The organism is Endozoicomonas sp. SCSIO W0465 (genome assembly GCF_023716865.1).
GTDB lineage: Bacteria > Pseudomonadota > Gammaproteobacteria > Pseudomonadales > Endozoicomonadaceae > Endozoicomonas.
The window spans coordinates 203,271-217,814 of record NZ_CP092417.1; the positions used below are offsets into that span (position 1 = coordinate 203,271).

Here is a 14,544-nt window from a genome sequence, read left to right on the forward strand (position 1 = left end):
GGCAGTGCCAGTTCAAGACCTTTCAATAAGTACTCAGTGTCATGGTATAGCGGATGGTTTTTATCAGAAGCCGAAGCAAAAGCATTAATTGGCGACCAGAGCAAGCTTACAATGCGGTCTATGTTTCAGGTACCAATGCAGGCGTTGCGGTCAACGTCAAAAGAACCGGAAGCAGTAGCAATAATCCGGCTCCCGATATTCTCGAAGACTGACTAACGGAAACGCAGGTGAATACCGAATGAGGCAGAAATGAACTCGCTATATATGGAAACCGGAGTATCACCACCATCGAGCTACCACTGACGGACACCAATATTGCACTCGGGTTAATTGAGCCGGGCATGCTGGTGGAAGTACAGGGTACGCTTTTAGGAGAGAGCGGAAACTGGCAAGCCCTCTGTCTGGCTACAAATATCACGGCTGAACGAAGCAGAGTCATCCAAGGCGTCCAGCTGGAAAGACACTATTAGGCACCTACACACCAATGGCTGAGTATCTTGCGTTGACGATTGAATACAAGTGCCCATAGCGATTAGGATACTACTCTGTATAATGGCGGAACGTTAAAAGTGTGATTTATTTTTTATGCAAAGATTTGATGTTCCGGGTGTAATAGCTCGCCATATCCTTCATAAGTGATAACAAGCTTCTAGCTCCACCGCACGCCTTGTTTAAAAACAGGGCAAGGCACTTTGATTATTAAATTACAGGATATGACTATGTCTACTGCTACCGGTACAGTTAAGTGGTTCAATGACGAGAAAGGTTTTGGCTTCATCGCCCAGGAAAACGGAGGACCAGACGTGTTTGCTCATTTCCGTCAAATCATAGGCGATGGTTTCAAAACACTGAGAGAAGGCCAGCGTGTTGAATTCAAAGTGACTCAAGGCCAGAAAGGCCCACAGGGTGAAGATATTCGACCACTGTAATGGTCGAGACTACAACACTGTAGTTTCCAACCTCGCATAAAACGAGGTTCAGGAGGGCTATACTTTCGGGTATTGCCCTTTTTTGTGGTTTCCAGAAAAGCAAAAGGGATGATGAGCTATGGAAACGATCAATATCTGGCAGCAGTTTACAGCACTTATACCGGAAGGTTTACGAGTAGTCGCTACCATTACCGCAAACAATGGTTACGGTAAAAACCAGGCAGAATTAAGGGTCGGCACCACCATTATCGTGAAAGGCGAGTCCATTCCTATAGGACAAGAGACGTTTATTCAGCATAATGAGATTAAGGTAACTGCGCCTACGTTGGCGCAGTTCGAGGCAAACGTATAAACTCCATCGCAACCTGATTGACGTTATTTAGAATGATACGTATGCCTGAAATGTCCGCCGATATGCTGCGCCATGCAGCGATGAACCTCTTGGCTCAACGAGAATTTTCCCGTAAGGAGCTTTTCCGAAAACTGGGTCATCTTTCTCAAGATAGTGAACTGATTGATGATGTACTGAACCAGCTTGAAAGCGATCGTTTGCTCAGTGATGACCGCTTTGTGGAAGGTTTCATTCGCTCGCGTATCCAGAAAGGGCATGGACCCATGCGGATCTCTCAGGATCTTCGTCAAAAAGGTGTCGACAGTGAAGAGATTAGCCTTGCACTTGAAGCCGCTGAGGCTGACTGGTATGAACTGGCAGAAGCCTCCAGGATAAAGAAATTTGGTGAAGCAGCACCTTCTGACCAGAAAGAAAAAGCTCGGCAAATTCGGTTTTTGCAATACAGAGGCTTTCCTGCCGATGTCGTTATGGCACTTTTTTAAACGGATTCACCAACCTTGCCATTTTCTTTTTTCAAGCCAGAGTAAGGCAGAGCTTATGGTTGAACTCTGGTTGGGTCGGATTTTGTAAACATACCACTCATCTTCTCTGAACAGGTAAAGGCATGTGCCACCAAATGACGAGCCATCAAGGCTTTCGGCAGAAAACCGAACCAGTATGGCTAATTCGTCATCGCTGATTTCCACAATGACCGGATGGCGGCGATACGCATACCAGTCGGAGGGCTCGGCAATGACATCCACAAGGAGACCGAAGTAGTAATACAGTGCCTCTTGAACGCTGCATACTTCGCCCGTTTCACGGTAGCGAAATTCATTGTTATCCCGATCGATCTCTCTGTGGTTTTTAAAATTTAACTTCAGATCTTCCCGCAATTTGGCGTCCAGCGCACCCAACCCGTAAAAAATTTCGGCTCCCTGCTGAGTGAGGGTTCTGCTGATCGTCACTGGCTTGCCCTGTTTGATGGTGTACCAACGATGGCCTCTTCCGGACTCAAGCAATAATACACCCGATGGATCGCTTAATGGCGTAATTCTTGCCACTACCTCCTTTTCCATCCTCACAAGATAATCAGGCGTTCTTTCAAGATAAAAACGCCCCCGGGCAAACCGCATGGCATGGTGCAGTTCCATTAAAACCATGGACTTTTGGATGGCGCTGGTCAGTCCTTTGAGAATAGGGGCTGCCTGCTCTTGCGAGAGTTTATGGACTGACGGTCTTCGTGAACGTTCTGGCTCTGGCCATTGATTCCAGCTCATAAACCTGACTTCATTATTGGGTTACCGGTTAGTAACCATAGTCTTGAAATGGCTTCGAAACCATGTCAAAGAAAAAAGCCAGTCTTCTGACCATTCACTCAGAGGTGACAGGTATCTTGACACAAGAATCAGATCAAATGACTATACTGTATATATAAACAGTCTTTGAGTTGAAGTGGCATGAAGCCAATCCAGATCCTTCCACAGCCCAACCCAGAAGTATTACCCTTCTACCAGAGCCCCGCAGCCTGCGGTTTTACCAGTCCTGCGGCAGATTACCTGCAAGAAACACTGTCCCTTGACCAACTGCTAATCCGCCATCCTGCTGCCACTTTTTTTGCAAGAGCCCAGGGACGATCCATGGAAGGTGCCGGTATCTTCGATGGCGATATCCTCATTATTGACCGCTCGCTATCCCCAAAAGATGGTGACGTGATACTCACTCTGCTGGATGGCGAGTTAATCGTAAAGCGCCTCGTCTACCGCAACAACAAGCCAGAACTCCATTCTGAGCACCCGGACTACCCGCCCGTTAAGCTCGATTCTGAACAGGAAATTACTGTTTGGGGTGTGGTGACTGAAGTCATTCACCACCTGCGATGAAAGAAGTAATCGCCCTCTGCGACGTCAACGCCTTTTACTGTTCCTGCGAGCAGGTCTTTGATCCTGCGTATTCTGGTTAACTTGAACACCTATTCTGTTTCATTTGAACACCCTGAACTCCTTACACATTGCCCAGTGTGATTTTTAGACCAGGTGTTCAACTGCGTCCAATTTTCCAAGCTTTTTGCGCATGGATTCGCCTTTGAGTTCAATCCGGTGGGCATTGTGCATAAGCCGGTCAAGAATGGCGTCGGCCAGAGTTTCATCACCAATGCTGGCATGCCACTTCCGGGTGGGCAATTGACTGGTAACCAACGTGGAACCTTGCTCGTGCCTGTCATCCATGACTTCCAGCAGATCGTTCCTTTGTTGCTGCGTCAGTGGTTCCAGGCCCCAGTCGTCCAGAATCAGCAAGTCTACTTTTGCCAGTTGTTTCAACTGCCTGCTGTAGCTGCCATCACCGTGGGCAAGGATCAGTTCATCCAGTAGCCTGGACATCCGATAGTACCGGACACTGTAGCCTTTCAGACAAGCCATGTGCCCAAGGGCGCAGGCCAGGTAGCTCTTACCGGAACCACAAGGTCCGGTGATCAACAGGTTCCTGTACCGGTCAAGCCAGCCTCCTCCAGACAGGCTGGCCATCTGGTTCTGTTTGAGACCTCTGGGGTGTTCATAGTCAATGTCGTGTATCCGGGCAGCCAGTTTAAACCGGGCGCTTCTGAGCAGCCGAGCCAGACGTTTATTGTTTCGCTCTGTTTCTTCCTGCTCAGTAAGCAACGACAGTCGTTCTTCAAAGCTAAGGCTACTGTAGGTGCCCGGCTGGTCCAGCTGTTGATTGAGGGCATCTGCCATTCCGGTCAGTCGCAGTGACCTAAGGCGAGCCAGTGTTTCATTGATCATGTTCGCCTCCGGTTATTGATAGCAAATAGCGCCACGAATATTTTCGTGATCATCATGCAAGGGACCTGTCGTTTGTTTTAACTGTGGCTCCAATGGCATCAGGTCTTTGCCTGACTGGAGGATTGATCGGACATTTTTTAACCGATAACCCCCGATGTTCCTGGCATGGGCGCAGGCGTTGTTGAGTCGTTCAGTTCCATATTCCCGCTGCAGGTTTAGCAGCCCCAATGAAGCTCGATAGGCTTGTTCAGGATGCTCCTTGCTATCCAGCAGTGATTGAATAAAACAATAGACTTCCTGACCAATGTCGTTAGCCCAGTTAAGTAAACGCTCAGGCGTCCAATCCTGATGGTGACGATGTCGTTCCGGCATATGAACTGCTAACGTCGTAAATCCACGTGTGTGCTTGCGAGCGTGGCTGGCCACCACTTTACCGTTAGCGTAGATCGTGACGCAGTGCTCAGTCGCCTGTACTTCTACTTCCTGCCTGGCAAGCTGATGGGGAACCGAGTAGGCGTGCCCCTTGCAGATAATATGATAATCCACATTCACCCGGGCCTTGATAAACTCAGCGAACACAAAAGATTGCTTCGGCAGTGGCTTGAGGGCTGGTTCATCCAGTTGTTCAAACGCACTACGTCGCGTTCCTGGCAACTGCTTAAAGGGCTTCAGGTTCAGTTCGATTAACAGCTCACGTATCCGCAGGTTCAGCTCTGCCAGGGTAAAGAACATTTCATGACGAAGCCTGGCCAGTATCCACCGCTCCACTACCTGTACACCGACTTCTGCTTTGGCCTTGTCTTTGGGTTTGTAGGGGCGTGCCGGAATGACTGCCACCTGGTAGTGACAAGCCAGGTGCTGGTATGATGGGTTGAGATCCGGCTCGTACCGACAGGCTTTGATAACTGCGCACTTTGGGTTGTCTGGCACAACAATTTCTGGCACCCCACCAAAGAACTCAAAGGCCCGTTCATGAGACCCCAGCCAGTCCTCTGTTTTTTGTGACAGAGTCGCTTCAGCGTAGGTATAGTTGGACGCTCCCAGCACTGCCACAAATATCTGGGCATTGTGGGCAATTTCGCCGGTGTCCGGGTTGATGATTGGCATGGTTGGCCCGGCATAATCAACAAATAACTTTTCACCTGCATTGTGCAGCTGTCGCATAGATCGCTTTTGACAACCACGCCACTGATTGTAACGGTGACAGTACTGGGCATAGCTGTAGGCATTGAGGGGGTGGGCCTGACAGTATTCTTCCCAGAGTCGTTGTTTGGTCACTTCCTTGCGCTTCAGTTCCTGATGCACCTCAGCCCAGTCAGGATCAATCAACCCTTTTCGATTGGCTATCGAGGCATCGGGAAACAGCGCCTGAATAAGCTCAGGCTCAGATATATCCTCTGCCAGGGGCCAGCTTAATTCCGATTCCTGAAAGGCCTTAACGTAGTTGGATACCGTCCCCACACTGACCCGTACACTGCGGGAAATTTGTCGGAAGCTGAGTTGGCTGCCAAACCGCATCCGGAGTATTTCTAGGAGGCTGTCCGAGAACTAGCTATTGAAAAAACGAAAGCTTCAGCATTTTCTTGGCTGATCAAATATTGACCTAAATTTAGCCTGTTTTGGGGTAAAAATTGTGTTTTTTACCCTTTTGCTTGCCTTTATGCTGCCATTTTAAGCCTTTTTGCTTCTTCAAGACGGATTGATCCCGTTGAAACCGATTTGACAATTTTTTTGAAATTATAAGCACTGCAGACCAGTGAAAATTCTCCAGCCACTTTTTCCTTACCCCGGACACTGAACCCTCTGAATCCTGAGTTCTTGATTTGGCCAAAAGGCGGTTCCGCAATCACCTTGCGACGCTCATAAACCGCTTTGGCCTCTTTGGTTTCCATTTTGCGGTTCATCGCCTGGCGTATGGCTTCGTGGCGGTCTGTGCGAATCACTTTCCCCGGGTCTTTGTTGTCACCACTGCACCTTTTACGTAACGGGCAATCCCGGCAGATATCTTTACTGACGCGGTAGCTTTTGTGTTTTGCTTTGCTAGCCGTGTTATAAATCAGCTTCTCACCGGCAGGGCAGGTAAAGCTGTCGTCTGCTTCATGGTAAATAAAATCCGCTTTGACAAACTTTCTGTCAGAGTCTTCCAGTCCCTCTGTTGCAGGCTTCTCCTGTCGATCCGTAGCCATGTAAGCGTCAATGTTCGCATCATCAAACGCTTGCAGGTTGGGCCCTGAGTAATAGCCATTATCCTCACTCATTTTGCCAATGGACGCGTTATCTGTTGCTTCTGCAATGGCTTCAAGTGCAGGCTTTACTTCCTGCTTGTCATTGGCATGCTGGCTGATGTGCTGGCCAACAATGATACCATTATCGCTGTCGACGCTGATCTGGGCGTTATAACTGTACTGATAGCCACTGCCTTTTTTACCCATGATCCTGGCATCATGATCAGCAAAGCTGATTTGCTTTTTGTCGTCTATCGGCTTATCGGGATTCAGGGCCTGTTCCCGTTCTTCAAGCGCTTTTTTGGCCTCCTGGATTTTCTCTAACCGTTCCTGCTTGAATTGCAAGTCTTCAGGAATGCTGTAGCCAGTCTCCTGCTGATAAGCATCGTCCTCTTCACTGTCACTGGTTTCGGCTTTTTTAATCAGGGCCTCAACTTCAGCCATTAATTCAGCTTCTTTGGCCTTAAGTCGTGCGTAGCTCATGGCCTTATGCTTTGATGAGTCGGCTTTGAATTTGGAACCATCAAGAGCGATGTGGCCCAGCGAGGCCATCTGTAGTTCCCGGGCGAGCAGCACGCTCTGTTTGAAACTGCTTTAAAAAAGGTGGCCTGGTTTTACGAAAGTCACTGAGCACCTGGAAATTTGGGCAGTGCTGTTTGGCGATATACATGAAAGCCAAGTCTGATTGCAGCGCCGTTCAATCTCCCTGGAGCTGAACACACCATGGCTATAGGCATAGATCAGGATCGATAATCAGTCGTGGGTGGTAGGCATTCTGGCCAAGAGGTGATACTGCTTTTCCACTTCAGAGGTGTCGATATGCTTGAAGATATCTTCAAAAACGAAGCAATCATGATCTGGTGGCAGCAGGTCGAAGATGTTCGATGGGAACATCAGGTGCTGGTCAAAATCAGCAGGGTTATCTTTGAATTTGATTGATGACATCCGTTTCGGCAACAACAAAGTGGGCAGAAGATGCCTGATTATACTTAATCAGGCTATTCTCGGACAGCCTCCTAGTAGCTTACGCATGGTAATCCTGTTTTCTGTCATGGCCGGTTCCCTCTCTTGGTACAGATAAGAACGGCCAAAGTTATGGAAAATCAATGCATAAGAAGATATTTGTTAGCTGTATTAGACCGGTTTATGGTCTGTTGAACAGCGTTTCTGGAAGCTTGAACGGTGATTCTGGAAATCATCAAAAAGTGTTCAAAAGAAACCAGAATAGGTGTTCAAGTGTTACCAGAATGGGTGTTCAAGTGTTACCAGAATGAGTGTTCAAGAGTTACCAGAATATGCAGATCCATCCCTGATTGATAAAGCCCTGGGCGTGCTGAGCAATAACGATGGCTGCATTGTTGCCAGAACAGCCCAACTCAAAGCACTGGGCGTTGCCATGGGTACACCGGCATTCAAAGTCATGGATCAGGTAGAGCGTGGCGAGATCATTCTGAGAAGCTCCAACTATGCACTCTACGGCGATATGTCCTCCCGTTTTATGTCGGTGTTGGAACAGTTCAGCCCGAAGCTGGAAGTGTATTCCATCGATGAAGCCTTTGTTGACCTCTCCGGTTTTCCTGAAGACAGCCTGCATGCCAGAGGCCTGGACATGAAACAGCGGGTATTCCAGTGGACAGGGCTTCCTATTGGCGTGGGCATCTCTACCACCAAAACACTCGCCAAACTGGCGAATTACGCGGCCAAGAAATTTCCGGCAACCGGAGGCGTTGTGGACTTAACCAATCCAGTTCGCCAGCAACGGCTAATGACGATTACCCCGGTTGGTGAAGTATGGGGCGTCGGCCGGCGAATCGGAAAACGGCTGGAGGCGGCAGGCATTCATACGGCAGCACAACTGGCAAATGCCAATCGACAATGGATCAAGAAACAGTTTTCTGTAGTGTTGGAACGCACAGTCTGCGAACTCCAGGGAGAATACTGCATTCCCTGGGAGGAAGGAGGTTCAGCCAATAAACATCAGATTATGTGTTCAAGAAGCTTTGGCCATCGAGTCACCACCAAACAGGAACTCCATGCGGCACTGGCCAGTTTTATCTGTCGTGCCTGCGAGAAACTCAGAAAGCAAAAGCAGTATTCCCGTGAAGCCATCCTCTTTATCAGGACTGACCCCTTTAAAGACAACCTCCCACAAACAGGCCGAAGTCTTAAGCTGATGGCACCGTCTCCTACCAGCGATAGCTCGGTCTGGCTGCAACAGTTAACTCCGGCTTTGGACGTGCTGTTTCAGGAGGGTTACGAGTATAAAAAGGCAGGCTTCGCCCTGATGGATCTCTGTTCTGGCCAGGGCTTTCAGGGTGATTTACTGGCAGCAGCATCAACCCACGAAAATACCCGGATGATGTCGGTACTGGATGCCATCAATCAACGTTTTGGAAGCCAAACACTGCGGCCTGCTTCAGTGGGGTTTGAGTCTCAGCAGTGGCATATGAACCGGCAGGCATTGAGTCCCTGTTATACGACTCAATGGCGGGATATTATTAGGGTTCGGGTTTGAATTGTTTAAAGTTCTGCGCCAAGTTTGGTGCAGAACGAATCAGAGATATGAACGGTTAAACAGACTTTTCTACTATACCCATGCATCTATAATAGATGTTTACTTGGAATATGGTGCCTGTGGAGTGCCAAATATTTTATAATCTTTGATTATAGGGAGTAATTCCTCGTGAAAATTATCTGAGTACATAAAGCTTCCATTTTTTGAAAGTTCAATCTCAGTTGATATGCCACCTCTTATTAGAGTACCTTTCATTCGCTCTAAAGTTGTTTTTGAAAGATCAAAGGAGCTATCTAAATCAGATATTGGGTTTCCTATTGACGTCAAATCAATAGTTGCTGATGTTTTTTCAGATATTTGAACACCGCTGACTTTGATTTTTTTTAGACGAACGGACACGGGCTTCAAGCTTTTCTTTATCATAGATAGCAATAGTTTTAAATCAAGTTTTAAAGGCGATACAAATACACCAAAGCCGATTAAATCATACAAGGTATCAATAAATGATCGTAGAGATCTAGGGGGGGAATCAATTATTAGCAAGTACTTGTTGTGTTGCAAATGCACAAACTGAAAATTAACGATTATGTATCTAGTAATTCTCGACTTTAGAGTTTTAAGAGCACAATAGTTCCGGCGCATAATCTGCTAAAAGCAACCATCCCCAATGACGAAATTCGAGATGGTTGCCATGCTCACTTCAGATCATCAAGTAATCCTCAGGGAGCTCGCTTCATATACAACCTTTCTTGCTGGAGCGCTATCATCAACTGCAGTACCAACGTTCTGCGAACTGCTGTTCGGTTGCATGCTTTCAGCCGACGGCTTTGTTACACAGGCGTTGTTAACAATTGATTTTCATTGTGTGTGGAGCAGCTACCACCACTGGCTATCTCAGGGCAAGTGGCAATGGAAGAACTTGGCACGCCACTTGATCCGTCTGGTCTGCTCCAAAGCTCCTGAGAATCAACCTGTGGTCCTGGGGCTTGATGACTGGGTAATCGAACGGTTTTCCGACAAAGCCCCTGCTTGTCGTACACATCATCAACACAGCAAGAAACGCAATCGGCCGACGTACATCTGGGGGCAGTGTTGGGTTTCCCTGGCCATCATATTTGAGCGGGCTGCAGATGAAGTATTTACCGCCATACCGGTGATCTCATTTCCGACACCAGCTTCAGGTAACACCAGCAAACTGAAAATTGCCGTGGCCATGCTCAGGGTGGTACGCAATGAAGTGAAGGATCGAGTGCTACGCCTGCTAACCGATTGCTGGTATATGAACTGGACACTGATAAAGCCAGCTCTGGAAATGAACATAGAAGTTGTTGGTCAGATACCTTCAAATCGGGCCCTCTATGCTTTGCCGCCAGCACCCACCGTAAAGAAGCGAGGGCGCCCAAAAAAGTACGGCATCAAGATGACGACAGAACAGGTTAAGAAACTGCCGGAAGAAAAAGCAACAGTATGGATGTACGGCAAATTTCGCAAAATACGTTATCGTACCCTGATCTGTCGCGCCAGATTCCTTAAAGGTCGTGAAGTACGCGTCGTCTGGAGTCGCTTTGAAAATGACAAAGGTCTGACCGAAAGCAGAATATTCATCTCGACCAATCCGGAACTTGAGGGACTGGAGGTGCTTCGTGCCTATTCCCGGAGATGGCCGGTAGAGCCAATGTTTCACCAACTCAAACATGCTTTTGGCTGTTGCCATTTATGGCAGCAGAAATTGCGAACACTGCTTCGATGGATGCATTTGAAAATGGCAGGCTATGCATTATTGCAGTTATTAACCGTTTGTAAAAATCAGGCATGTCTGAATATTTCTCGGATACCCTGGAGAAGCCCGGATACAACCACTGCAGGCATGATGAAAATTGCTCTTTCAGGAATTATTCCGAGGTTCTCTATTCGCAAGGGCTGGAACAGATATAAGCAAAAATATGAGTTCAATTTTCGCGATCTGATCGACCAGTTAATACCGGATAATTCAGAAGCAGCATAACTAAAGGCTTTTAGGCAAAAAACGGAAGTAATAACGAACTTGGAAAAACAGTTCACTGATTTCGGCTTGCTTCACTATAAAAAGCTGACCGAATTATCGTTTTATACAGACTCTAAAGTCGAGTAGTAATTTCAATCTCATTCTTATCACCAAATGGAGTTACAACTAATTCGACCTGCACGTTTTTTTCAATATATTTTCCATCGATTTTCTCTTTTGAGAATTCAAATATGTCAAATCCTTTAGGCATAACATCGCTATAGGGAGAAGATTTTAATAATTCATAAAGTTCTACCAGTATGATTGGTAGTTCAACCTCAAGCCATTTTGTCTTCATTAGTGTTAGCCTGTAGCGATTCAGAAATAATTGATTTCATAACTTTGTGTGCTGAAACCTCAATATTCTTACTCAATGCACGTTCTTCAGCACTACTGAAATTAGTTCTATTTTTGTTATGCTCACCACCTTCTTTGTATTTATAAAAACCTTTTGGAAGATATGAAAACTGGGTACAAGTTTCTGGTTCTGCGAACTGGGCTTCAAAAACATAAATATCAGAATCATAACTTTCCTTTTTAGATTTCCAGATAATTTTTGATATATAGAATCCCTTATCATATAAATCGCTTAGTTCAGGTGACTGCAAAACACCTTGACCTTTTAATGATGCTTTTGAAATATGAACTCCAATCTGACTTTCTTCATACTCTTCAGAATCATCATCTAAAAGCTCACTCTTATCTGACTTTGGGTGATATACAAAAACGTCCGTTACATCAAGAAAAGCAAAATCTTTTAATTGATTAGTCAAATTTACAAAGAACTTTGTTCTAAGTTTTGGATTTTCGATACTTTCAAGTGATATTTCATCAATGGGAAGCTCTTGCTCTAAGGATTCTTCGATAATACCTAAATACAACGCTTTCCACTCATCTACATGCTGATTCAATGGAGACCTTATAGAGATACCATCATCATCGATTTCAACAGAAATAATAGCTTCTTTGTCAACAACTTGTTTAAATTCACTTTTATTAAAATCGGTTGTTTGATAGTTGATTTTTATTTCAATACCAGTTAGTACTCTGCGGACATGCGCTGTAACATCGAACTCCTCGATTTTGTTTTTTAATTCTATTGCTGCACTTTCCAATTCATCATGATCAACATGCGTGGTAATTTTAGAAGTCGTAATTTTTTCGTAACTGTTCAGCACCCCCACATAAATCTGGAATTTTCTGATTTTTATACCATCCTCTTAAGCACCATTTTTCCACAATATTCGCCAGCATGATTCCAGAACTACCCGCAACTATGTCGGCTGAGATTCTCTTGAAAGAGAATGCAGAGCTGCGGATGAGAGTTGCCTGTCTGGAAGAGCGATGTCGAGAATTGGAAGAAAAGGTTGGCAAGAACAGTCAAAACAGCAGCAAGCCGCCATCGTCTGATGGTTATCAAAAACCTTGTAAAAACAGTAATTCTCCAGATCATTCTGACGACCTTTCCGCAGATAAAGGTACCGATCCATCGGATGAAAAACCCAATCCTAAAAGTCTGAGACAGTCTTCTGGTAATAAAGCCGGTGGAAAGAAAGGGCATCAGGGCACTTGTCTTAAACAGGTCGATATCCCTGACTATATTGAGTACCTTCCGGTTAAAGAATGCAATAAATGTCAGGCGTCTCTTCTTGATAGTGAGCCGGTCAAATATATTGAACGACAGGTGTTTGAACCAGGGAGACCGGGTGAATTTGAAGTAACGGCCCATAGAGCTGAAGTAAAAATCTGCACTTGTGGTTGTCGGAATCAGGCTGAATTCCCGGAAGGTGTTACCGCTGCCGCACAATATGGCTCAGCCACACAGGCTATGGCCGTCTATCTTAACCAATACCATTTCCTGCCTTTTAAGCGCGTGTCAGAGTATTTTAATACTCTCTATAAAATGAGTGTAAGTGCAGGCACTGTCGCCAATTTTGTGGCCAGAACCTATGAAAATCTGGCTTCTACTGAAGAGGTTATTCGTGACGCCTTGCGGGAATCGTCTGTTGCCGGAGCCGATGAAACGGGTATGCGGGCCGAGGGCTCTTTGCACTGGCTACACGTTATGCGGGATGAACAATGGACGCTCTACTACTTGTCTGAAAAGCGAGGTCGTGAGGCCATGGACACGATGGGCATACTGCTAACATTTGCAGGCGTTCTGGTTCATGATCATTGGAAATCCTATTTTGCATATGCGGCAACTCACGTACTTTGCAATGCCCATCACCTGAGGGAGCTTTTGGGTGTTGTTGATAGGGACAGCAATCAACTGGCGTTGCGATTGATGAAGCTACTGAGGCTTTCCTGGCATTACTGCAAGGGCTTTAAGACCATAGGTATGCTACAGATGCCAAGTGTTGTCTGTGAACGAATCGAGAAGATTTATGACCGGTTGCTTCAGCGGGCTCTAATGAAAGAAGTCGTCTATATGGAGAAGCAACGAGAGGAGCTTAAGCGCAAGAAAGTCAAGAATACTAAAGCTTACAATCTCTTCAAACGACTCACTGAGTTCAAGGCTGAGACACTGCGCTTCATGTCAGATTTTACCATTCCCTTCGATAACAATGGCAGTGAGCGGGATGTTCGAATGGCCAAGTTAAAGCAGAAAATCTCAGGCTGCTTCAGGAGTGCAGACGGTGGTTCTATGTTTGCACGGATTCGCAGCTATTTGTCGTCTGCCAGAAAACAGGGAATGGACATATATCAATCACTTCATAGAGCTGTTCGGAATTACTGTAATATGCCTTTGCTCAGTGCTGAATAGTTACATTTTTTCTTTTCTGTTAGCAGATCCAAGTATTGATGACAGTGTACAATAATCCTCATAGTCATGAGTGTATCGAGAAAACGATGTTGCTAAATTAGCTCGTTTTGTATCTTTGGATATAATAATTCCACGGCTTAAAAACAACTCTTTTAAGTCTGCCGTAGTCACCTTTGGTTGGTTAAGTGCATCAAATATTGCTTTATCACTTGCACTATATAGACTTCCACGGCTCATATATTTCTCCAACCAAGCTCAACTTGACTAAAACGGGTTTTTCTTGTTTCAATCACATTAAATTCAATTCTATTTAGCTTCTCCAATTTTGTATCATCAAACCCCCAGGCTTTAGCATAAGTTTGAATTGCATTTCTAAAATTGCTTCTTATATCTGGATGGTATTTCGAATGAGCTACTCTTAAACGAATTGAATATTCACTATCTAGAATTTGGTATTTCGAAAGAGTGTCAAAAAGATATAAGAACTCATTATGGGTAGAGCCACATTTATTATAATAAATCACAAATCCTTTTTTAAATTTGGTTTCTACAGTAACTATTCAGCACTGAGCAAAGGCATATTACAGTAATTCCGAACAGCTCTATGAAGTGATTGATATATGTCCATTCCCTGTTTTCTGGCAGACGACAAATAGCTGCGAATCCGTGCAAACATAGAACCACCGTCTGCACTCCTGAAGCAGCCTGAGATTTTCTGCTTTAACTTGGCCATTCGAACATCCCGCTCACTGCCATTGTTATCGAAGGGAATGGTAAAATCTGACATGAAGCGCAGTGTCTCAGCCTTGAACTCAGTGAGTCGTTTGAAGAGAGGCTCTTTTCGGGTTACAGACTGCTCTGCAATGAAAATTGGCCAAAGGCCTTGATATACAATGCCTTCAGGAAACTGCTGGCTAAATATTGCCAAGCCCTGCCACAGGAGGATTCCA

18 protein-coding genes and 1 pseudogene are annotated in these 14,544 nt (G+C 45.7%); 8 read left to right on the forward strand and 11 right to left on the reverse strand.

Annotated features, from left to right (window positions below):
• Nucleotides 1–53 precede the first annotated feature (53 nt).
• The 4 genes from MJO57_RS00945 to MJO57_RS00960 all read left to right on the forward strand — a co-directional run bounded on the left by MJO57_RS00945 (nucleotide 54) and on the right by MJO57_RS00960 (nucleotide 1,763).
• Nucleotides 54–212 carry a hypothetical protein gene (locus MJO57_RS00945; RefSeq protein WP_252022145.1) on the forward strand — a complete coding sequence of 53 codons (159 nt, stop codon included), beginning with the start codon at nucleotides 54–56 and terminating at the stop codon, nucleotides 210–212.
• Nucleotides 213–719: 507 nt separating this feature from the next.
• Nucleotides 720–929 carry a cold-shock protein gene (locus MJO57_RS00950; protein ID WP_252022147.1) on the forward strand — a complete coding sequence of 70 codons (210 nt, stop codon included), beginning with the start codon at nucleotides 720–722 and terminating at the stop codon, nucleotides 927–929.
• 118 nt (nucleotides 930–1,047) lie between these two features.
• Complete coding sequence (locus tag MJO57_RS00955) at nucleotides 1,048–1,281, forward strand: hypothetical protein (RefSeq protein ID WP_252022148.1); 234 nt, start codon at nucleotides 1,048–1,050, stop codon at nucleotides 1,279–1,281.
• Between the two features lie 62 nt (nucleotides 1,282–1,343).
• Nucleotides 1,344–1,763: a regulatory protein RecX gene (locus MJO57_RS00960; protein WP_252022150.1), complete on the forward strand. Its 420-nt coding sequence runs from the start codon at nucleotides 1,344–1,346 to the stop codon at nucleotides 1,761–1,763.
• Between the two features lie 6 nt (nucleotides 1,764–1,769).
• On the opposite strand, the gene MJO57_RS00965 is transcribed toward MJO57_RS00960, so the two are convergent.
• Complete coding sequence (locus MJO57_RS00965) at nucleotides 1,770–2,540, reverse strand: hypothetical protein (protein WP_252022152.1); 771 nt, start codon at nucleotides 2,538–2,540, stop codon at nucleotides 1,770–1,772.
• Between the two features lie 180 nt (nucleotides 2,541–2,720).
• Between MJO57_RS00965 and MJO57_RS00970 the strand changes: the two genes are divergently transcribed.
• A complete protein-coding gene (locus MJO57_RS00970; protein ID WP_066017349.1) occupies nucleotides 2,721–3,143 on the forward strand; it encodes a LexA family transcriptional regulator in 423 nt (140 codons plus the stop codon).
• A gap of 144 nt (nucleotides 3,144–3,287) precedes the next feature.
• Here the strand turns inward: MJO57_RS00970 and istB are convergent, their stop codons facing one another.
• The 4 genes and pseudogenes from istB to MJO57_RS00990 form a co-directional block, all read right to left on the reverse strand.
• Nucleotides 3,288–4,043, reverse strand: a complete 756-nt coding sequence (gene istB / locus MJO57_RS00975) for an IS21-like element helper ATPase IstB (protein WP_252017309.1) — start codon at nucleotides 4,041–4,043, stop codon at nucleotides 3,288–3,290.
• Nucleotides 4,044–4,055: 12 nt separating this feature from the next.
• On the reverse strand, nucleotides 4,056–5,561 hold the full coding sequence (istA, locus tag MJO57_RS00980; protein ID WP_252022154.1) for an IS21 family transposase: 1,506 nt from the start codon (nucleotides 5,559–5,561) through the stop codon (nucleotides 4,056–4,058).
• 140 nt (nucleotides 5,562–5,701) lie between these two features.
• Nucleotides 5,702–6,847: pseudogene (locus MJO57_RS00985) on the reverse strand (IS1182 family transposase); the annotation flags it as partial.
• Between the two features lie 174 nt (nucleotides 6,848–7,021).
• Nucleotides 7,022–7,213, reverse strand: a complete 192-nt coding sequence (locus tag MJO57_RS00990; protein ID WP_252022158.1) for a hypothetical protein — start codon at nucleotides 7,211–7,213, stop codon at nucleotides 7,022–7,024.
• A gap of 283 nt (nucleotides 7,214–7,496) precedes the next feature.
• On the opposite strand from MJO57_RS00990, the gene MJO57_RS00995 reads away from it, so the two are divergent.
• Nucleotides 7,497–8,783: a Y-family DNA polymerase gene (locus MJO57_RS00995; protein ID WP_252022160.1), complete on the forward strand. Its 1,287-nt coding sequence runs from the start codon at nucleotides 7,497–7,499 to the stop codon at nucleotides 8,781–8,783.
• Between the two features lie 99 nt (nucleotides 8,784–8,882).
• Here MJO57_RS00995 and MJO57_RS01000 read toward each other — a convergent pair whose 3' ends face one another.
• Nucleotides 8,883–9,275, reverse strand: a complete 393-nt coding sequence (locus MJO57_RS01000; RefSeq protein WP_252022162.1) for a hypothetical protein — start codon at nucleotides 9,273–9,275, stop codon at nucleotides 8,883–8,885.
• Nucleotides 9,276–9,450: 175 nt separating this feature from the next.
• Between MJO57_RS01000 and MJO57_RS01005 the strand changes: the two genes are divergently transcribed.
• Complete coding sequence (locus tag MJO57_RS01005; RefSeq protein ID WP_252017304.1) at nucleotides 9,451–10,788, forward strand: transposase; 1,338 nt, start codon at nucleotides 9,451–9,453, stop codon at nucleotides 10,786–10,788.
• Between the two features lie 112 nt (nucleotides 10,789–10,900).
• On the opposite strand, the gene MJO57_RS01010 is transcribed toward MJO57_RS01005, so the two are convergent.
• Nucleotides 10,901–11,125, reverse strand: a complete 225-nt coding sequence (locus tag MJO57_RS01010; protein ID WP_252022164.1) for a hypothetical protein — start codon at nucleotides 11,123–11,125, stop codon at nucleotides 10,901–10,903.
• The gene (locus tag MJO57_RS01015; protein WP_252022166.1) at nucleotides 11,106–12,005 is read right to left on the reverse strand and encodes a hypothetical protein; all 900 of its coding nucleotides are present in this window, start codon (nucleotides 12,003–12,005) and stop codon (nucleotides 11,106–11,108) included. Before MJO57_RS01015 ends, MJO57_RS01010 begins: the two co-directional genes overlap by 20 nt.
• A gap of 74 nt (nucleotides 12,006–12,079) precedes the next feature.
• On the opposite strand from MJO57_RS01015, the gene MJO57_RS01020 reads away from it, so the two are divergent.
• Nucleotides 12,080–13,594, forward strand: a complete 1,515-nt coding sequence (locus MJO57_RS01020; protein WP_252017330.1) for an IS66 family transposase — start codon at nucleotides 12,080–12,082, stop codon at nucleotides 13,592–13,594.
• Here MJO57_RS01020 and MJO57_RS01025 read toward each other — a convergent pair whose 3' ends face one another.
• The 3 genes from MJO57_RS01025 to MJO57_RS01035 are packed head-to-tail and all read right to left on the reverse strand — an operon-like array spanning nucleotide 13,595 to nucleotide 14,522.
• Nucleotides 13,595–13,831 (reverse strand): hypothetical protein, encoded by a 237-nt coding sequence (locus tag MJO57_RS01025; RefSeq protein WP_252022168.1) that lies wholly within the window; start codon nucleotides 13,829–13,831, stop codon nucleotides 13,595–13,597.
• The gene (locus MJO57_RS01030) at nucleotides 13,828–14,118 is read right to left on the reverse strand and encodes a hypothetical protein (protein WP_252022170.1); all 291 of its coding nucleotides are present in this window, start codon (nucleotides 14,116–14,118) and stop codon (nucleotides 13,828–13,830) included. The genes MJO57_RS01025 and MJO57_RS01030 overlap by 4 nt, the downstream gene beginning before the upstream one ends.
• Nucleotides 14,119–14,150: 32 nt before the next feature.
• A complete protein-coding gene (locus tag MJO57_RS01035) occupies nucleotides 14,151–14,522 on the reverse strand; it encodes a transposase (protein ID WP_252022172.1) in 372 nt (123 codons plus the stop codon).
• Nucleotides 14,523–14,544: the final 22 nt, after the last annotated feature.